General features: G+C 56.4%; 16 protein-coding genes. 11 read left to right on the top strand and 5 right to left on the bottom strand.

All coding sequences use genetic code 11. The annotated features are described in order from the left end of the window. The first annotated feature begins 35 nt into the window (after positions 1–35). The 8 genes from AACY26_RS07490 to AACY26_RS07455 all read left to right on the top strand — a co-directional run bounded on the left by AACY26_RS07490 (position 36) and on the right by AACY26_RS07455 (position 10,772). Positions 36–638 carry a DsbA family protein gene (locus AACY26_RS07490; RefSeq protein ID WP_339513116.1) on the top strand — a complete coding sequence of 201 codons (603 nt, stop codon included), beginning with the start codon at positions 36–38 and terminating at the stop codon, positions 636–638. Further along, a complete protein-coding gene (locus AACY26_RS07485) occupies positions 631–2,409 on the top strand; it encodes an ABC transporter ATP-binding protein (protein WP_339512557.1) in 1,779 nt (592 codons plus the stop codon). The genes AACY26_RS07490 and AACY26_RS07485 overlap by 8 nt, the downstream gene beginning before the upstream one ends. A 138-nt stretch (positions 2,410–2,547) precedes the next feature. After that, the gene (locus AACY26_RS07480; RefSeq protein WP_339512555.1) at positions 2,548–3,780 is read left to right on the top strand and encodes a bifunctional alpha/beta hydrolase/OsmC family protein; all 1,233 of its coding nucleotides are present in this window, start codon (positions 2,548–2,550) and stop codon (positions 3,778–3,780) included. A gap of 312 nt (positions 3,781–4,092) precedes the next feature. After that, entirely contained in the window at positions 4,093–5,175 is a 1,083-nt protein-coding gene (hppD, locus tag AACY26_RS07475; protein ID WP_339512553.1) for a 4-hydroxyphenylpyruvate dioxygenase, read from the top strand. Between the two features lie 67 nt (positions 5,176–5,242). Next, positions 5,243–6,226 (top strand): fumarylacetoacetate hydrolase family protein, encoded by a 984-nt coding sequence (locus AACY26_RS07470; RefSeq protein ID WP_339512551.1) that lies wholly within the window; start codon positions 5,243–5,245, stop codon positions 6,224–6,226. Then, positions 6,219–6,878: a maleylacetoacetate isomerase gene (gene maiA / locus AACY26_RS07465; protein ID WP_339512549.1), complete on the top strand. Its 660-nt coding sequence runs from the start codon at positions 6,219–6,221 to the stop codon at positions 6,876–6,878. Before AACY26_RS07470 ends, maiA begins: the two co-directional genes overlap by 8 nt. A 127-nt stretch (positions 6,879–7,005) precedes the next feature. Then, entirely contained in the window at positions 7,006–8,466 is a 1,461-nt protein-coding gene (locus AACY26_RS07460) for a sodium-dependent transporter (protein ID WP_339512547.1), read from the top strand. A gap of 347 nt (positions 8,467–8,813) precedes the next feature. Further along, positions 8,814–10,772: a methyl-accepting chemotaxis protein gene (locus AACY26_RS07455; RefSeq protein WP_339512545.1), complete on the top strand. Its 1,959-nt coding sequence runs from the start codon at positions 8,814–8,816 to the stop codon at positions 10,770–10,772. Between the two features lie 139 nt (positions 10,773–10,911). Here the strand turns inward: AACY26_RS07455 and AACY26_RS07450 are convergent, their stop codons facing one another. Further along, complete coding sequence (locus AACY26_RS07450; protein WP_339512543.1) at positions 10,912–11,973, bottom strand: metal-dependent hydrolase; 1,062 nt, start codon at positions 11,971–11,973, stop codon at positions 10,912–10,914. A 159-nt stretch (positions 11,974–12,132) separates the two neighbouring features. Between AACY26_RS07450 and arfB the strand changes: the two genes are divergently transcribed. Further along, positions 12,133–12,546, top strand: a complete 414-nt coding sequence (gene arfB, locus AACY26_RS07445) for an alternative ribosome rescue aminoacyl-tRNA hydrolase ArfB (protein WP_339512541.1) — start codon at positions 12,133–12,135, stop codon at positions 12,544–12,546. Positions 12,547–12,564: 18 nt separating this feature from the next. Here the strand turns inward: arfB and dkgB are convergent, their stop codons facing one another. Then, entirely contained in the window at positions 12,565–13,365 is an 801-nt protein-coding gene (dkgB, locus tag AACY26_RS07440; RefSeq protein WP_339512539.1) for a 2,5-didehydrogluconate reductase DkgB, read from the bottom strand. Between the two features lie 187 nt (positions 13,366–13,552). Between dkgB and AACY26_RS07435 the strand changes: the two genes are divergently transcribed. Next, positions 13,553–14,443, top strand: a complete 891-nt coding sequence (locus tag AACY26_RS07435; RefSeq protein WP_339512537.1) for a LysR substrate-binding domain-containing protein — start codon at positions 13,553–13,555, stop codon at positions 14,441–14,443. Positions 14,444–14,580: 137 nt separating this feature from the next. Here AACY26_RS07435 and AACY26_RS07430 read toward each other — a convergent pair whose 3' ends face one another. Together AACY26_RS07430 and AACY26_RS07425 are read right to left on the bottom strand one after the other, a co-directional pair. Then, a complete protein-coding gene (locus tag AACY26_RS07430) occupies positions 14,581–16,128 on the bottom strand; it encodes a nucleobase:cation symporter-2 family protein (RefSeq protein ID WP_339512535.1) in 1,548 nt (515 codons plus the stop codon). 291 nt (positions 16,129–16,419) lie between these two features. Then, a complete protein-coding gene (locus AACY26_RS07425) occupies positions 16,420–17,052 on the bottom strand; it encodes a cation transporter (RefSeq protein ID WP_339512533.1) in 633 nt (210 codons plus the stop codon). 62 nt (positions 17,053–17,114) lie between these two features. Here AACY26_RS07425 and AACY26_RS07420 point away from each other — a divergent pair, with 62 nt between their 5' ends. Further along, positions 17,115–17,549 (top strand): MerR family transcriptional regulator, encoded by a 435-nt coding sequence (locus tag AACY26_RS07420; RefSeq protein ID WP_339512531.1) that lies wholly within the window; start codon positions 17,115–17,117, stop codon positions 17,547–17,549. A gap of 72 nt (positions 17,550–17,621) precedes the next feature. Here AACY26_RS07420 and AACY26_RS07415 read toward each other — a convergent pair whose 3' ends face one another. Beyond that, positions 17,622–18,086, bottom strand: coding sequence for a methylglyoxal synthase (locus tag AACY26_RS07415; RefSeq protein ID WP_339512529.1), 465 nt, complete (start codon positions 18,084–18,086; stop codon positions 17,622–17,624). Positions 18,087–18,095: the final 9 nt, after the last annotated feature.

Genomic DNA, 18,095 nt, shown 5'->3' with positions numbered 1-18,095 from the left:
CCATGCAAACTCGCCTGCTCTATGTGATGGACCCGATGTGCTCGTGGTGCTGGGGCTTTGCCCCGGTGTTTCAGTCCCTCGCAGAGCAGGCTCAAGCCCAGGGTGTTGAGCTGCACCTTATTGCGGGCGGGTTGCGTACAGGCAGTGGTGCGGCGCTGGATAACACCACACGCAATTACATTCTTGAACACTGGCGGGCTGTCGCCGATGCGACCGGCCAGCCGTTCAAGTTTGATGGCGCCTTGCCCGACGGTTTTGTCTACGACACCGAGCCCGCCTGCAGGGCCTTGGTTACAGCGCGCAGTCTTGATCCGCAAAGCACCTGGCCACTGGTCAAGTTGATCCAGCAGGCGTTCTATGCCGAAGGTCGTGATGTTACCCAGGCCAGTGTGTTGGTTGAGCTCGCCGAAGCGGCGGGTCTACCGCGTATCGTCTTTGCCGAGGCATTCGACAGTGCCGAGCAGCTAGCGGCCACGGCTGATGACTTCACCTGGGTTCAGGACCTGGGTATCGCGGGATTCCCAACCCTGCTCGCCGAGCGTGAGGGGCAGCTTGCATTAGTGACTAATGGTTATCAGCCACTGGACAGTTTGGCGCCATTGTTGGCCCGTTGGTTAGAGCGCGCTGCCAATGCGTGACCGGTTGAGCTGGTCGGAAATTCGTCGGCTGGCCTTGCGGCATCGTAAAGCGTTGATCCTGGCCAATGCCGTGGCGGTGCTGGCGACACTTTGCAGCGTACCTATTCCGCTGCTGTTGCCCTTGCTGGTCGATGAAGTCCTGCTCAAGCAGGGCGATTCGGCGCTGCAGGTCATGAATAACTTTCTCCCTGTTGCCTGGCAAACTGCGGTCGGCTACATCGGCCTGATGTTGGCGTTGACCTTTTTGCTCCGTGCCTGCGCTTTGGTGTTCAACGTGCTGCAGGCGCGCTTGTTCGCACGGCTGTCGAAAGACATCGTCTATCGAATTCGCATACGCCTGATTGAACGGCTAAAGCGCATATCCCTCGCCGAATACGAAAGCCTGGGCAGCGGTACGGTGACCACTCACCTGGTCACCGACCTCGACACGCTGGACAAGTTTGTCGGTGAAACCCTTAGCCGGTTTCTGGTGGCGATCCTGACGCTGGCCGGTACTTCAGCGATCTTGCTGTGGATGCACTGGCAATTAGCCTTGTTGATTTTGCTGTTCAATCCGCTGGTCATCTACGCCACGGTGCAGCTCGGCAAGCGGGTCAAGCACCTGAAGAAGCTCGAAAACGACAGCACTTCGCGCTTCACTCAGGCATTGACTGAAACCCTGGACGCAATCCAGGAGATTCGTGCAGGCAATCGCCAAGGGTTTTTCCTCGGCAGGCTCGGTACCCGTGCGCAAGAGGTGCGTAATTTTGCTGTTGCTTCGCAGTGGAAGAGTGATGCTTCAAGCCGTGCTAGCGGTTTGTTATTTCAGTTCGGCATCGATGTATTTCGTGCCGCGGCCATGCTCACCGTGCTGTTCTCCGATTTGTCTATCGGGCAAATGCTCGCGGTGTTCAGCTACCTGTGGTTCATGATCGGTCCGGTCGAGCAACTGCTTAGCCTGCAATACGCCTTCTATGCGGCTGGCGGCGCGCTGTCACGGATCAATGAGCTGCTGGCACGAGCCGATGAACCGCAATATGCCGGTGGCGTTGACCCCTTCAGTGGGCGTGATACCGCCGGCATTGAGATTCAGCAATTGAGCTTTTCCTACCAGGACGAACCGGTGCTCGACAAGCTCGACCTGCGTATTGCACCGGGCGAGAAGGTGGCCATCGTCGGCGCCAGCGGTGGCGGCAAAAGTACCTTGGTACAGCTGCTGTTGGGGCTGTACAGCGCGCAAAGTGGTTCGATTCGATACGGCGGCTCGAGCCTGCAAGACATTGGCCTTGAGCGGGTGCGGGAAAATGTGGCGGTGGTCTTGCAGCACCCGGCACTGTTCAATGACACCGTTCGCGCCAACCTGTGCATGGGCCGTGATCGCACTGACGACGCCTGCTGGCAGGCACTGGAAATAGCCCAGCTGGCGGCTACGATTCGGCAACTGCCCAAGGGGCTTGACAGTATTGTTGGTCGTTCCGGGGTGCGCTTATCGGGCGGTCAGCGCCAGCGTCTGGCAATTGCCCGCATGGTGTTGGCGCAGCCAAAGGTGGTGATTCTCGATGAGGCGACCTCTGCCTTGGACGCCGCCACCGAGTATGCCTTGCACAAAGCCATGAGCAATTTCTTGGTCGGACGCACGACATTGATCATCGCGCACCGGTTATCTGCAGTGAAACAAGCTGATCGTGTGTTGGTCTTCGATGGCGGGCGTATTGCCGAAGATGGCGATCATCATCAGTTGATTGCAGATGGCGGCCTTTATGCCCGTCTTTATGGGCATTTGCAGCAGTAGTCTAGGATTAGTGCTGGCAGCATCAAGCCGCGGGTCAGTCGGCGTAATAAATGCGCAAGATCGACGTCGAATAAGGCGTCGTCTTATCAAACTCGGGCTGAGTACGGAGTGGCCCAGGCACACACAAGGGATAGCTAAATGAATCGAGTCAAAGTCGAGTTTACTGGCAGTCAGGGGCAGCAACTGGCAGGTTTGCTGGAGTTGCCCAATAGCCTGCAACCGGTCAAGTACTACGCGCTTTTTGCCCATTGCTTTACCTGCGGCAAAGACATCGCCGCCGCTTCACGGATTAGCCGCGAGCTGGCTGACCAGGGCATTGCCGTGCTGCGCTTTGACTTCACCGGGCTTGGCAATAGTGATGGTGATTTTGCCAATACCAACTTCACCTCTAACGTAGAAGACCTGGTGGCCGCCGCTAAAATGCTCGAAGCCGAGTATGCCGCGCCAAAGTTGATTATCGGTCACAGCCTTGGCGGCGCTGCGGTACTTTCGGCGGTCGATAAGATCCCGTCACTGCAAGCGGTTGCAACCATTGCCGCGCCTTCGACAGCGCATCATGTGCAGCATTTATTCAGCAGCTCCAAAGCCGAGATCGAAGCCCAGGGCCAGGCCAGGGTCAAGCTTGGCTTGCGTGAGTTTTCGATCAAGAAGCAGCTGATCGAAGACCTTGATCAATACACTGACTTGCAGCACATCGCCCGGCTGCGTCGACCGCTGATCGTCTTTCATTCCCCCATCGATAGCATTGTGCCTGTCGATGAAGCCGCGAAGATCTTTACCGCGGCCAAGCACCCGAAAAGCTTTGTGTCGTTGGATCAGGCCGATCACCTGCTGAGCAAGAAAGAGGACGCGCGCTATGTGGCCAAGACACTTGCGGCCTGGGCTGAGCGTTATGTCGAGGTGCCGGCAGGAGAACCCGTCGCCGCAGATCTGGAAGACGGCCATGTGTTGGTGACTGAGCTGGACAAGCACTTCCTGCGCGGTCTTTATACCAACGCCCACCAGTTTGTAGCCGATGAGCCAGTGAGCGTAGGCGGCACCCATTTAGGCCCAACACCTTACGCGCTGTTGCTGATGAGCCTGGGGGCTTGCACCTCAATGACCATCCGCATGTATGCCGCGCGCAAAGGAATTCCGCTTGAAGATATCGACGTTCGCTTGGTTCATGAGCGCATCCATGCCCAAGACTGCAGCGAATGCGAAGGGCGGGAAGGGAAGATTGAACGAATCCAGCGCTTTATCAGCTTCAAGGGCGACCAACTGACCGAGGAGCAGATCGAAAGCATGCTCAAGATTGCCGATCGCTGCCCGGTGCACAAAACTCTCGAATCCAATCCAGTGATCACCACCCAGCTGGAACACGCTGGATAGGCCATTGCCACATAAGCAAAACCACCTGCGGGTGGTTTTTTGCTATCTAGGCTTTGCCCTGCGCAGTTTTGCGCGCTGCAATGGCAGCTTATTGAACCGCCTTGTAACGATATGTTTACGGGTGTTGGGCGTCGAACAGGTGGCTGTTGCCATAAATCAGCGGTGTAAGGAAAACGTGCCGCGCAAGAGGGCTTGGGCTGCTTCTGGACGGGGGCTGGGTGCTTGTTCGTCCCGCGTTCTAAGGGTGTTATGGCTTCACTAGGGCTGCCTGCGAGGCCGCCCACAAACGCCCGAAAACAACAAGGAGGCGCAATGAACGCCGTGAACAAAATCGAACAGCACAACCCGATTGGTACTGATGGTTTTGAATTCGTTGAGTACACCGCTCCGACGCCTGAAGGTATTGAACAACTGCGCGAGCTGTTCACCGCCATGGGGTTTACCGAAACCGCCAAGCACCGTTCCAAGGAAGTGTTTCTGTTCCAGCAGAACGATATCAACTTCGTACTCAATGGCAGCCCGACCGGCCATGTTCGCGAGTTCGGTCTCAAGCACGGCCCAAGCGCCTGTGCCATGGCTTTCCGGGTTAAAAACGCCGCACAAGCCGCGGCTTATGTTGAATCGCAAGGCGCCAAGCTGGTGGGTAGCCACGCCAACTTCGGCGAGCTGAACATCCCATGCGTCGAGGGCATTGGTGGCTCGCTGCTGTATCTGGTGGATCGCTTTGGTGAAAACACTATCTATGACGTGGATTTTGAGTTTATTGAGGGCCGTACACCGCAGGACAACGCCGTGGGCCTGATGGATCTTGATCACCTGACCCATAACGTCAAGCGCGGGCAGATGGACGTGTGGTCCGGTTTTTACGAGCGCATCGCCAACTTCCGTGAGATTCGCTATTTCGACATCGAAGGTAAGCTCACCGGCTTGCTGTCGCGTGCCATGACCGCACCTTGCGGCAAGATTCGTATCCCGATCAACGAGTCGGCTGATGATAAGTCGCAGATCGAGGAATTTATCCGCGAATATCAGGGGGAAGGCATCCAGCACATTGCCCTGAGCAGCGATGATATTTTCGCCACCGTCCGCCAGTTGCGTGCCAATGGCGTGGACTTCATGAGCACCCCGGGCACCTATTACGACAAGGTTGATACCCGCGTCGCAGGCCATGGCGAGTCAACTGAGTTGCTGCGTGAGCTGAGCATTTTGATCGATGGCGCGCCGGGCGATGACGGCATCTTGCTGCAAATCTTCACCAATACGGTGATTGGCCCGATTTTCTTCGAGATTATCCAGCGCAAGGGGAATCAAGGCTTCGGCGAGGGCAACTTCAAGGCCTTGTTCGAGTCGATCGAGGAAGATCAGGTTCGTCGTGGTGTAATCGCCGCCGACTAAGCTCCATGCACGACTGGCGCAGCGCCTCAAGCTGCGTCAGCTGCTTCTGCCAATTTAAGGTTTGATTATGAAGTTAGCCTCACTCAAGCAAGGCCGCGACGGCGTATTGGTCGTGGTTTCGCGCGATCTCAGCCGCGCGCTCAAAGTCCCAACCATCGCCGCGACGCTACAGGCCGCCCTGGATGACTGGGCCAATATCCGGCCACAACTTGAGGCGCGTTATCAGCGCTTGAACGACGGCCTTGAAGCCGAGGCGTTCGCCTTCGAGCAGAGCGCCTGCCACAGTCCGTTGCCCCGTGCGTTTCACTGGGCCGACGGCAGCGCCTACGTGAATCACGTTGAGTTGGTGCGCAAGGCGCGCGGTGCTGAAATGCCGGAGAGCTTCTGGCACGAACCCCTGATGTACCAAGGCGGTTCTGACGCATTTATCGCCCCGCACAGCGCAATTCTTATGGCTGACGAGGCTTGGGGGATCGACCTTGAGGCTGAGCTGGCGGTGATTACCGACGACGTGCCTATGGGGATTAGCGCCGCCGAGGCCGCCGATCACGTGCAACTGCTGATGCTGGTCAACGATGTGTCGTTGCGTAATCTGATCCCGGGCGAGCTGGCCAAGGGGTTTGGCTTTTACCAGAGCAAGCCATCATCGAGCTTCTCGCCGGTTGCCGTGACGCCGGATGAACTTGGCGAGAGCTGGAAGGATGGCAAGGTCCATCGCCCGCTGGTTTCGCATATCAATGGCCAGTTATTTGGCGAACCGGATGCCGGCACGGACATGACTTTCAACTTCCCGACGCTGGTGGCACATGCCGCAAAAAGCCGGCCACTGGGCAGTGGAACTATCATTGGTTCAGGTACCGTCTCCAACTATGACCGCAGCGCTGGATCATCCTGCCTGGCTGAAAAGCGCATGCTGGAAGTGATTGACCAGGGCGAAGCAAAAAACCCGTTTCTGAAGTTTGGCGATCGCGTGCGTATTGAAATGTTCGATGCCGCCGGGCAAAGCATTTTTGGGGCTATTGACCAGGCAGTGGAACGCTACGATGGCTGAGCTGACGCTCTATTCCTATTGGCGCTCCAGCGCGGCTTACCGCGTACGTATTGCCCTCAACCTCAAGGGGCTGGCGTACCAGCAAGTAGCGGTGCATCTCGTCAAGGATGGCGGTGAGCAACTGGCACCAGCCTATCAACAGATGAACCCGCAGGGCTTGTTGCCGCTGCTGGTTGATCATGTTTCCGGGCGCGAAACCAAGATTGCCCAGTCGCTGGCGATCATCGAATACCTCGACGAAGTGTTTCCAGTGCCCTCATTGCTCCCAGCCGAGCCTGCATTGCGTGCGCAAGTGCGCGCGCTGGCGCTGCACATCGCCTGCGACGTCCATCCACTGAATAACCTGCGCGTACTGAAGTATTTGTCGACCGAGCTGGGCGTTGCCGATGACGCCAAGACTCAGTGGTACCAGCATTGGGTCCACAGTGGGCTGAAGGCCGTTGAGCAGGGGCTGGCGGTATTTGATGGCAAGTTGTCCCTTGGTCAGAGACCCGGATATCTAGAAGCCTGTTTGATCCCACAGGTGTACAATGCGCGCCGTTTTAACTGTGACTTAAATGCGTACCCGCGCATTCTCGCCATGACGGCGCGTTGTGAAGCCCTCGAAGCCTTCAAGCAAGCGGCTCCGGAGGTGCAACCCGACGCAACTTAAGGTTTACCAGCCTTGCGGGGAGAGAGGCGTGCCAGCCATGGCTGGCGCCGCTGAACTCTTCATCACTCCGCCGCGCCATAAGCGCAGCGGGTTAGATCCCGTCACAGATAAAAACAACAGGTGACGCATGACCCGAGAAAAACCGAAAAACCTCTGGCTCTCTCGCTGGGGCTTTATTCTTGCCGCGACTGGCTCTGCCGTGGGCCTGGGCAATATCTGGAAATTCCCTTACATCACTGGTGAATACGGCGGCGGCGCTTTCGTGCTGATGTACCTTGCTTGCATCTTAGCCATTGGTATTCCGGTGATGATGACCGAGATCGCCATCGGTCGCCGGGGTCGCGGCAGCCCGATTGATGCGATTGGCCGCGTGGTCAAGGAGAACAGCGGCAATCCGCTGTGGAAGGCGGTTGGCGGCATGGCCATGCTTGCCGGGTTCATGATTCTGTGTTTTTACGTGGTGGTTGCCGGTTGGGCCTTTGCCTACACCTGGAAAATGCTTGATGGCTCGCTCGCAGCGACTAGCGTTGATGCGCTGGGCGCGGTATTTGAGGCACACAATGCCAACCCCTGGCAGCTTGGCGGCTGGAGCGTACTGGTTGCGCTGTTGACCTTGTGGATTGTCGGCAAAGGCGTACAGAAGGGCATCGAAAACTCGGTACGCTGGATGATGCCGGGACTGGCGGTGATGCTGGTGGCATTGGTCGGCTACGCCTTGACCAGCGGTAGCTTCTCGGCGGGTTTCGACTTTCTGTTCAGCTTTGATGCCTCGAAAATCACTGGCGAAGCGCTGCTTGCCGCCTTGGGCCATGCGTTCTTCACCCTGAGTTTGGCCTCCGGGGCGATTCTGACTTACGGCTCATACATCCCCGACGGCCAGTCGATTGCGCGAACCACCTTCATGGTTGCCATCTGCGATACCGCCGTGGCCTTGTTGGCTGGCCTGGCCATCTTCCCGATTATCTTCGCCAACGGTATGAGCCCGAGTGCCGGGCCTGGCTTGATCTTCATGAGCCTGCCGCTGGCGTTCCAGCAGATGCCTTTTGGCACTGCCTTTGGCGTGCTGTTCTTCGCCATGGTGTCGATTGCTGCGCTGACCTCGGCGATTTCAATGATCGAGGCCACTGTTGCCTATCTCAATGAAAAACACGGTATCAGCCGGGTCAAGTCCGCCGTGGCTTCGGGCGCGGTCTTGTTGGTGATCAGCTTGTTGGCGATGCTCTCGTTCAACTTGCTTGCGGGCTGGACGCCAATGGGCAAGAACTTCTTCGACTGGCTGGATTACCTGACGTCACGCTGGATGATGCCATTGGGCGGTATCTTCATCGTGTTGTTTGCCGGTTATGCATTGCGTGACGAGATCATGCGTGACGAGCTCAATCTGCCGCCGCTGGGTTATGCGCTGTGGCTGTTTATGGTGCGTTACGTGTGCCCGGTGCTGATCATGATCGTCTTCCTCAACGCCCTTGGCTGGCTGGGTTTTGACCCTATTGCGGGCTGGTATTGGATTGCCGGGGCCATTGGTGCGCTGACTATTGTTGGCGAACTGTTTCGCCCGCGAGTAATGCCGGCGTTGGCAGGGCGTTAATCGAGCGAGCAGTTGGCAGACATAAAGCGTGCGGCGAAAACCGCACGCTTTTTTTATGCCAATAAAAAATGCCGGGCAAATTATTGACGCTAAATTAATGGCGAAATACCGCCAGCCTCAGGGTCAAGCTCGGCGTAATGCTGCCGATAAAGCACATCTAGATGTTGTGATTTTCCCATCGGCGGATTGTCTGTTGCTTTGTCCTGCCCGTATATAGAGGCTCTTGCGGGTTATGGCGGATTGATGGCACAAGGCTTGCGATGGTGAAAGGTCCAACAAACACTGTGCCAGTCAAATCTTGCGAATAGGCTGGCGAATTCAGTGAATAAATATAACGGAGTCTCCCCATGTTTTCGTCTGCTACACGCCTCTTCACAGACCTTGCCGTAGGTAAAAAGCTGCTTGGCGGTTTTGCCTTGGTGTTGTTGTTAACGCTGGCCGTTGCCTTGACCGGTTATTGGGCTGTGGAGGCTGTCGCGGGTAGACATGAGCAGGTTAGTCAGTTCTCGGAGATCGATGCGGCAGTCCTTGAAGCTAGACGCTTTGAAAGTGTCTTTGCGCAGAAGAAAACCGCTGAGGCCGCAGCCAAAACCAATCAGCAGTTGACTGTGATCAAGCAACTGGTCGCGACGCAGGCCGGTTCTGCGGATACTGAGCAAAAAGCCCAGCTCCAAGCCATGGATGAAGCCGTCAGCCAATACCAGCAGCAGTTCGATGTCTTTGTGCGGCTCAATGATCAGGCGCGCGCTGCCCGTGAGCAAATGAGCAAGGCTGCAGGAGAGGCCCGTGACCAGTTTGATGTGATTGAGTTTGAAATGTATGACGCCGTGCGTGAGTTGCGCTTGCAGGGCGACAACCTCAAAGGCAGCGACCCCCTGACCCTGGCTGAAACTGCTTCGGGCTTGAGCAAGCGCATGCTTGACCTGCGCAGTAATGAAAGCTTGTACATCATTGATAGGTCGGCCGATGCCTTGAAGGACTGGAAGTACACCAACGAGGATTTGGAAACCGTTGCGCGTAATTTGATGATCTGGCTAACCGATGAGCAAAAGAGCTCAATCACTGCTGCATTGGATGCGCTCAAGGTCTATCAGCAAGCGTTTTATAATTACCAGCAGGTGCTCAGCCAGAGTGAAAGCGCTGAAAAAACCATGCTGGAAAAGGCTCAGGCAGTACTGAGCCTGGTTGAAGCGGCCAAGGCGACTGAAGATAGCCGCATGCTTGATATTCGCAATCAAGCCTTGCTGGCTCTGATTGTCATGGCCCTGGCGGCCACCGTTATCGGTGTGTTGGCAGCGCTGTTGATTACCCGCTCGATTGTCACTCCATTGCGTCAAGCCGTGACCTTTGCCGAGCAAATTGCCGAGGGCAATCTAAGTCAAGATATCGCGAGCAACCGTGGCGATGAAGTCGGCCAGCTAATGTCAGCCATGCAGCGCATGACCTTGAGCTTGCGTGAGCTTATCGGCCATATCGGCGGCGGTGTGGGACAAATTGCGGCAGCTGCCGAGCAACTTTCGGCAATCACGGCGCAAACCAGCTCTGGTGTGCAAGAGCAGAAAACCGAAACCGAACAGACGGCAACCGCAATGCATGAAATGGCCGCGACTGTACAAGAAGTTGCGCAGAATGCGGACCAGGCATCGGTCGCTGCGCGTGAGGCCGATCAAGAAGCGCAGCAGGGCAATCAAGTTGTGCAACAGGCGGTGGGCCAGATTAATAGCCTGGCCGGTGAGGTTGAGCAATCCGCCCAGGCCATCCAGGCGTTGAACCTGGAGAGCGAGCGCATCGGCAGCGTGCTTGAGGTGATTCGTTCAGTGGCGGAGCAGACCAATCTGTTGGCCTTGAATGCCGCGATCGAAGCGGCGCGCGCGGGCGAACAGGGCCGTGGTTTTGCGGTAGTGGCCGATGAGGTCCGGGCGCTGGCGCAACGCGCCTACAGTTCCACCGAGGAAATCGAAACGCTGATTGCTGGCCTGCAGTCCATGGCCAAAGATGCAGTCACCCAGATGGACAGCAGCTTGAGCCTGACCCAGCGTACCGTGGTGCTCGCTGGCCAGGCTGGCGATGCATTGGGCCGCATTACCCAGTCGGTGAGCACCATCGAGCAGATGAATCATCAAATCGCCGCTGCCGCCGAAGAGCAAAGTAGCGTGGCGGAGAACATCAGCGAGAGCATTACCCGGGTTCGTGATATCGGCGAGCAAAGCGCCTCGGCGAGCGAGCAAACGGCAGCCTCAAGCGCCGAACTGGCGCGCCTGGGTGTCGAGCTACAAGGCCTGGTCAAGCAATTCAGGGTTCAGTAAGCCTTCGATGCAAACCAAGAATGGCGGACGCAAAAAACGTCGTCCGCCATCACTGCGTAGGGTGCGACAACGCGAAGCTTGTCCACCGCAAGCCTTGGTGCAGATGGCGCACATGGCGGACAGAAAAGCGCTGTCCGCTCTACAGTCGGTTCTGGCTGATCAAGGGCTTGCTAAGCTCACTGGCCCAAAGTGCCAGCGGTACAGGTGTTTGCGGCTGCCAAATGCGCGTCCACAATAGCTTCAGGCGGTTAAGGTCGCCGCGCTCGACCGGCCAACGCTGGATCTCATCTTGCACCTGCCACTTGCCGTCTTGCCAGTGGGCAAAGTCAAAGCGAAAGGGGTGAAAACCGGTCATTCCAAGGCGCAGGTCGGTGACGATCAAATGGTCGCCAATCCGGTCATAACGCAATACGCCATCGGTAAACCAGCTAAGTCGGGCGAGCGCCGGTGAGCCAGCCAGTGTCTTGCCCAGTTCTGTACCCAATGGGATGCGTTCAAGGGTGGGAGGGGCGCTATCAAACCAGCCGGACAACGCCTCGTAGTAATTATCGCCATCGACAACAATCACGCGCCATAACAGGGTGTTGAAGGGCGTCGGTGTGCTGAAAATCTGCTGCGCCTTTATGCCCTGTTGGTTCAACTGTGCTTCGACACGCTGCTCGGCGACATTCTTGCCCACCAGGCTCGATGCCAGGTAAAGGCTTGAAATGGCCAGCGCAATCGCAGGCGCTTTGCCAACCTTACCGCCCAGGCCGTAGATCAGCCCCAGTAACATCGCGGCTAGCAATGGCAAGGTGTAGAGCGGATCGATGATAAAGATGCTCGACCAGGCAACAGGTGTCGTGGTCATCGGCCAGAACAGCTGGGTGCCATAACTGGTGAAACTGTCGAGCAGCGGGTGAGTGGCCAGGACCAGCCAGAGCGTCAGCAATAATCGCTGGCTGGAATACCCGGGGTTGGGCGCAAAGCGTCTGATCAGCAAGGTCAATAGCAGTGCTACGCCACTGAGTACGAATATCGAGTGGCTAAAGCCGCGGTGATAGGTCATCTGTGCGACAGCGTCGCCGTAATGAATCAGCACGTCCATATCCGGCAGTGTGCCGAGCAGCCCGCCATAGAGCAGTGCCTTGCGACCTTGCCAGCGGCCGAGCAACGCGCCCTGGATACCGGCACCAAGCACTACCTGTGTAAGCGAATCCATTGCGAGTCCTCATATTCGAACAGCGCCTAGGTTAACCGGATCTGGCTTGCGGCAATGCAGCGAAATGTACTAAAAAACATTTCAATGTCGAGCCGAGTTTGCAGGTCAGCGCCAGCTGATGTTGTATTGTGCAGGCCTATTCGTGTTCAAGGACTTGCCATGCTGGTGGTTTCAAACAGTGTTCAGCTCCCTGATGATGAGATTGAGCTAACTGCAATCCGGGCTCAAGGCGCAGGCGGACAGAACGTCAACAAGGTGTCCAGCGCCATGCACCTGCGCTTTGACAGCCAGGCATCGTCATTGCCGCCCTTCTATAAAGAGCGGTTGATGACGCTGCGTGATAGCCGAATTACGGCCGATGGTGTGGTGATTATCAAGGCCCAGCAGTTTCGCACCCAGGAGAAAAATCGGGCCGATGCCTTGGCGCGTTTGTGCGAGTTGATTCTCAGTGCGGGCAAGACCGAGAAAGCCCGGCGCCCAACCAAGCCGACCCTTGGTTCCAAGAAGCGTCGGCTGGAAGGCAAAACCAAGCGCGGCGCAATCAAGGCTGGGCGTGGGCGTGTGGATTTTTAGTCGCGAGCAATTGGCGGTTTAGTCCCATTCAGGTGCAAAGCCAGGGTTGGCCAAGCGTTCACCGCGATCGAGCTGCGCTATTTCGTTCATTTCAGCTTCGCTCAGTTTAAGGTTCATTGCCTGCAGGTTGCTTTGCAGGTTGCTGCGTTTGGTTGAAGACGGGATCACGGCGAAACCCTGTTGGAGCAGCCAGGCCAGCGACACCAAGGCAGGGGTGCTGTTGTGAGTGCTGGCGATACGCTGCAATAGCGGGTCGCTCATTACCTTGCCGTAAGCCAGCGGCATGTAGGCGGTTAGCTGCAAGCCATTTTCCCGGGCAAACTCAACCACTTTGCGGTTTTGCAGGTACGGGTGGATTTCGACTTGGTTAGTGGCGATCTGTTCGGCTCCGACCGTTTCAAAGGCTTGCTGCATGTGCTTGATGGTGAAGTTGGAAATCCCAATCTCACGGGTCAGCCCCTGGGCTTTGGCTTCAAGCAAGGCACTCATATATTCGCTGACCTGGATTTCATCCTTGGGCGACGGCCAGTGGATCAGGGTCAGGTCGACATAATCGGTCTGCAATTTGCTCAAGCTTTGCTTGAGGCTTGGAATCAGTGCGTTGCCAGCCAGATTGTCGGTCCAGATCTTGGTGGTCAGGTACAGGTCGTCGCGTGCCACTGCGCTGGCAGCAATTGCCCGGCCGACTTCGGCCTCATTGCCATAAATCTGCGCGGTGTCGATGTGCCGGTAACCGAGCTCAAGGCCCATGGTGACCGAGTCTATGGCTTGTTGGTCTTTCAGGCGGAATGTGCCGAGGCCAAATGCTGGAAGAGACATTATTTGCTCCTTAGGTAATGGGTAAAAATTTAGCGCGATAACCTAGCTGACAGCCTAACGGGCTCATCGTTTAGTTTTAGCGTTGCAAGATCGGAGTTCTGCAGATTTGGATTTGCTTGAGTTTGCAGCCTTTATTCATGCGCAGTAATAGGGTTGCAGGTCAAACATAATTGACTAAAATTCACTAATGAAAACGACCTTAGATGAATTGCAAGCCTATGTGATGGTGGTCGACAGCGGCTCTATCACGGCGGCAGCCGAGCAACTTGAGCAAACCGCTTCGGGCGTGAGTCGTGCGTTAAGCCGGCTTGAGGAAAAACTCGATGTAACCCTGATGCGTAGAACCACGAGGCGCCTGGATGTTACCGAGGAGGGCATGGTTTTTCTGGCTCAGGCGCGCAAGATCCTGGCATCGGTGGAGGAGGCCGAAGAACAAATGGCGCTGCGCCGGCAACTCCCAGCCGGGCGGTTGCGGGTCAATGCGGCTGCGCCTTTTATGTTGCATAGCATAGTGCCGCTGGTTGCGGGGTTTCGTCAGCAGTATCCGGATATCGAGCTTGAGCTTAACAGCAGTGATCAGATCATTGATTTGCTTGAGCAGCGCACGGATATTGCGATCCGGATTGGACCGCTGCGAGACTCAACGCTGCACGCGCGTCCGCTCGGAGGTAGCCCGCGGCGCATTTTGGCCAGCCCCGAATACCTGAAGCAGCATGGTGAGCCCAAATCAGTTGCGAGTTTAAGCCAGCACAGTTTGCTGGGGTTTACTCAGCCAGAGTCCCTCAACCGCTGGCCGTTACGCAATGAGCAGGGTGACTCATATGCCATCAACCCCAGCCTGTCTGCCTCCAGTGGTGAGACCTTGCGCCAGTTGGCCTTGGCGGGTGCAGGCATTGTCTGCCTGGCAGCTTTTATGACTGACCAAGACCTAGAAGCTGGCAAGCTGCAGCAAGTGCTTAAGCGCGACACCCTTGAAGCGCTGCAGCCGATCAACGCTGTTTACTACCGCAATACTGCCTTGGCTTCGCGAATTACCTGTTTTATCGATTACCTGAGTCAGCACATGGTCAAAGCCTAAACGCGTTTATCCATATAAAAAAACCGGCGCAGTGCCGGTTTTTTTAAACGCTATTGCCTCGCGTCTTGGTGGACACGCTTTGCTTCATCACACAAAACAACAGGGCGGATGGCGTTGCTCCATCCGCCGCTTGCGGGCTAAACGTGCTCTGTTGACGGACTTCCAGCAGCGCTTTTCCGGGTCTCGGTTGGGTTGGGTGTGGCGTTTGGCGTTTCGCTGCCGATGATAGGTACTTCTTCACCCTGGGCATTAAACAGCTTGCCACTTTTGAAGTAGTCGCCATCTTCCAGTGCTTCAATGTCGCGATAACGCAGGCTGCGCTCAGTACCCGCGACGAACACCGATTGTTGGTCGGAGTTGCCAGTCGTGATGTGGTTGAACACCAGGTTAAGCACGATCGCCATGATTGCAGCAGAGCTGATGCCTGAGTGGAAAATGGTTTCAAACCAGCTTGGGAAGGCATGGTAGAAGCTGGGCGCAGCGATCGGGATCATGCCAAAACCGATGGAGGTGGCGACGATGATCAGGTTCATGTTGTTGCGGTAATCAACCTTCGACAAGGTGCGAATCCCGCTGGCTGCCACAGTGCCGAACAGCACGATGCCAGCGCCACCCAGAACCGAGGTCGGTACTGCTGCAATGATCCGGCCCATGACCGGCAGCAAGCCGAGCAGCACCAGGAATAGGCCGCCGGTAGCAACCACATAGCGACTTTTGATGCCTGTTACGGCGACCAGACCGACGTTCTGGGCAAAAGCGCTCTGGGTGAACGAGCCAAAGATTGGCGCCAGCATGCTCGAAAGCATATCGGCGCGCAGGCCATTGCCGAGACGTTTGGAATCAACTTTGGTTTCGATGATTTCGCCAACGGCAAGGATGTCGGCGCTGGTTTCGACCAGGGTCACCATGATCACGATGCACATCGAGATGATGGCGGCGATGTGGAAAGTCGGCATGCCGAAGTGGAAAGGGCTGGGCATCGCGACCATGGTGCCGTCGCCAATGCGTGAGAAATCAGCCATGCCGAGACTCATCGCAATCACGGTGCCGATAACCATGGACAGCAAAATCGAAAGGCGAGAAATGCTGGCGCTGCCAAGTTTACTCAGTACCAGTACGCAAACCAGTGTAATCGCAGCCAGGCCAATGTTGGCCATGCTGCCGAAGTCTGGCGCGTTGCTGTTACCACCCATTGCCCAGCGGGCTGCAACAGGCATCAAGGTCAGGCCGATAGTGGTGATCACAATGCCGGTCACCAGTGGCGGAAAGAACTTGATGATTTTTGAGAATATGGGGGTTATCAATAAGCCAATCAGCGAGGCGACTACCACAGCGCCAAGCACTGCTTGAATACCACCTCCACCGTCGCTGGTCACAATGGCGACCATGGTCGCAACACCGGCGAATGAAACGCCTTGAACCAGGGGTAGTTGGCAGCCAAAGAATGGCAGGCCGAGGGTTTGTAGGAGTGTGGCTAAACCACCTGCAAAGAGTGAGGCGGTGATGAGCAAGCCGATATCGCTGGGTGATAAGCCTGCGGCCTGGCCGACAATCAGCGGTACCGCAACAATACCGCCGTACATGGTCAGTACATGCTGCAAGCCGTAAGCCATATTGGCTCCGACACCAAGGTTCTCATCTTCAGGACGTTGCGATGAAGCACTTTCAACTGATGGCGATTGCATAGTGAGGTGTTCCCGTTTTTTTCTTGTGTCCGTAATGTAGGGAACAATGGGGGGCTTTGGCTAGTGCTTGTATACAATTTATTGGATTAAATCGAATAACTTGTCCGAACGGTCAGTCATAAAGTGTCTGGTGAGTTAAGGTTTTTATGCTCTAGGACGGGGATTTAACTGTTAATTGTTGGGGTTTTTGATTTTTATTATTGTGTACGATTCATCTGTTTAAAATCGACAAAAGGTGCAAAACCGCCGCATCTGAATGATGCGACGGTGCGGGCGCAGGTCCGGCTCCTGCTATGAGTGAGCGTGCTGGCTGTTCAGTTCCTGCTGGGCCTGGCGCGCGACTTGGTAGGCCGAGGTGATCGCCAGCAACGCCATGACGCTGGCAACCAGTAAGTCTGGCCAGGCGGTGCCTGTACCAAATACACCGACTGCCGCGAGCAATACGGCGATGTTGCCCAATGCATCGTTGCGTGTGCACAGCCACACGCTGCGCATATTGCTATCACCTTCACGGTAGGCGTAGAGCAGTGCGGCTACACCAAGGTTTGCGAGCAGTGCCAAGGTGCCAATAAGGCCCATGGTTTGCGGCTCAGGGACCTGACCGCTTGTCGCATGCCAGACCGCCACGGCTAAAATACCGACGCCAAATATCAACATGGATACCGCTTTGATCAACGAGGCTTTGGCGCGTAGGGCGATGCTCATGCCAAGCACCCAAAGGCTGATCCCGTAATTGGCCGCGTCACCGAGAAAATCCAGCGAGTCGGCAAGCAGTGACACCGAGCCGGCTTTGACGCCGCTGGCAATCTCGACAAAGAACATTCCCAAGTTGACCGCCAGTGCGATCCACAGAATTGTGCGATAGCGTTCTGGTTGTTGTTGGGTGGATGGATCCGGGGTGTGACTGCAGCAATTGGCGCCCATGAGTCTTCTCCTTGATTGCGATAAGCGCTACGCTAAACCCTGTAGTCGCTACGGAGTCAAGCATGAATAAGCCATTTACCATCAGTGCGCTCAGTAAGCAGAGCGGCGTCAATCTGGAGACAATTCGTTTTTATGAGCGCAGCGGCCTGCTGCCAGAGCCGCAGCGTAGCGCTTCTGGCTATCGCCACTATCAGGATGCGGACGTGCGCCGCGTGTTGTTTATCCGCCGTGGGCGTGAATTGGGCTTTAGCCTGGATGAAATTCGCAACTTGCTGGACCTGGCTAATCGGCCACAGAGCCCCTGTGCGGAGGCGGACCAACTGGTACAAAGCCATCTTGTGACCATTGAGGCGCGTATTCGTGACCTGCAAAAAATGCAGGCCGAGTTATCTCGAATGGCCAAGTGTACGAGCTCCGAGGCTGAGCACTGCAGGCTGCTGGAGGCGCTCGACAATCGCCAGTGCTGCACGCCAGCCCGCGAGGTGGCTGCGTCGTAGGGAGTGGTAACGCGAAGCTTGCCCACCAGCGCTGATCCAATAACGTGAATGTCAGTCGCTAAAAAGGGTGGCTTAACAGCGCTCTGCCAGATAGCGGCTGTAGTCGGGGATGCGATAAGAATGTTGTTGTTCTAACAAATGACTGCTGAGCATGTAGTCAGCGCTGCTTTCATTGCAGGCCACCGGGATGTTCCATACCGCAGCCACTCGCAGCAAAGCCTTGATATCGGGATCGTGGGGTTGCGGCTCGAACGGATCCCAGAAAAACACCAGCATATCGACGCGTCGCTCAGCGATTCGTGCGCCTATTTGCTGGTCACCGCCCAGTGGGCCGCTGATCATGCTTTCGACGGGCAGTTTCAAGCGCTCGCTCAATAATGCGCCGGTTGTGCCAGTCGCCAGCAGGTCGTGATTGGCCAGCTTTTCGCGGTGGCGCTGGCACCAGTCCAAAAGAAACGCCTTGCAGTGGTCATGGGCGACAAGGGCGATGCGCTTGCGGGCTGCAAGCGTGGCGGTGACAAAGCTGATGCGACTCATGTGCAGGCT

Origin of the sequence: Pseudomonas sp. RL_15y_Pfl2_60 (genome assembly GCF_963970595.1) — a bacterium.
Taxonomy (GTDB): Bacteria; Pseudomonadota; Gammaproteobacteria; order Pseudomonadales; family Pseudomonadaceae; genus Aquipseudomonas.
Note: the sequence above shows the minus strand (reverse complement) of the source record. Positions and strands in the feature narration are given on the sequence as shown.

What these genes read in the sequence shown, in the direction of transcription:
- AACY26_RS07490 (WP_339513116.1), top strand. Translation starts at nt 36, where the DNA reads ATGTGCTCGTGGTGCTGGGGCTTTGCCCCGGTGTTTCAGTCCCTCGCA.
- AACY26_RS07485 (WP_339512557.1), top strand. Translation starts at nt 631, where the DNA reads ATGCGTGACCGGTTGAGCTGGTCGGAAATTCGTCGGCTGGCCTTGCGG.
- AACY26_RS07480 (WP_339512555.1), top strand. Translation starts at nt 2,548, where the DNA reads ATGAATCGAGTCAAAGTCGAGTTTACTGGCAGTCAGGGGCAGCAACTG.
- hppD (WP_339512553.1), top strand. Translation starts at nt 4,093, where the DNA reads ATGAACGCCGTGAACAAAATCGAACAGCACAACCCGATTGGTACTGAT.
- AACY26_RS07470 (WP_339512551.1), top strand. Translation starts at nt 5,243, where the DNA reads ATGAAGTTAGCCTCACTCAAGCAAGGCCGCGACGGCGTATTGGTCGTG.
- maiA (WP_339512549.1), top strand. Translation starts at nt 6,219, where the DNA reads ATGGCTGAGCTGACGCTCTATTCCTATTGGCGCTCCAGCGCGGCTTAC.
- AACY26_RS07460 (WP_339512547.1), top strand. Translation starts at nt 7,006, where the DNA reads ATGACCCGAGAAAAACCGAAAAACCTCTGGCTCTCTCGCTGGGGCTTT.
- AACY26_RS07455 (WP_339512545.1), top strand. Translation starts at nt 8,814, where the DNA reads ATGTTTTCGTCTGCTACACGCCTCTTCACAGACCTTGCCGTAGGTAAA.
- AACY26_RS07450 (WP_339512543.1), bottom strand. Translation starts at nt 11,973, where the DNA reads ATGGATTCGCTTACACAGGTAGTGCTTGGTGCCGGTATCCAGGGCGCG.
- arfB (WP_339512541.1), top strand. Translation starts at nt 12,133, where the DNA reads ATGCTGGTGGTTTCAAACAGTGTTCAGCTCCCTGATGATGAGATTGAG.
- dkgB (WP_339512539.1), bottom strand. Translation starts at nt 13,365, where the DNA reads ATGTCTCTTCCAGCATTTGGCCTCGGCACATTCCGCCTGAAAGACCAA.
- AACY26_RS07435 (WP_339512537.1), top strand. Translation starts at nt 13,553, where the DNA reads ATGAAAACGACCTTAGATGAATTGCAAGCCTATGTGATGGTGGTCGAC.
- AACY26_RS07430 (WP_339512535.1), bottom strand. Translation starts at nt 16,128, where the DNA reads ATGCAATCGCCATCAGTTGAAAGTGCTTCATCGCAACGTCCTGAAGAT.
- AACY26_RS07425 (WP_339512533.1), bottom strand. Translation starts at nt 17,052, where the DNA reads ATGGGCGCCAATTGCTGCAGTCACACCCCGGATCCATCCACCCAACAA.
- AACY26_RS07420 (WP_339512531.1), top strand. Translation starts at nt 17,115, where the DNA reads ATGAATAAGCCATTTACCATCAGTGCGCTCAGTAAGCAGAGCGGCGTC.
- AACY26_RS07415 (WP_339512529.1), bottom strand. Translation starts at nt 18,086, where the DNA reads ATGAGTCGCATCAGCTTTGTCACCGCCACGCTTGCAGCCCGCAAGCGC.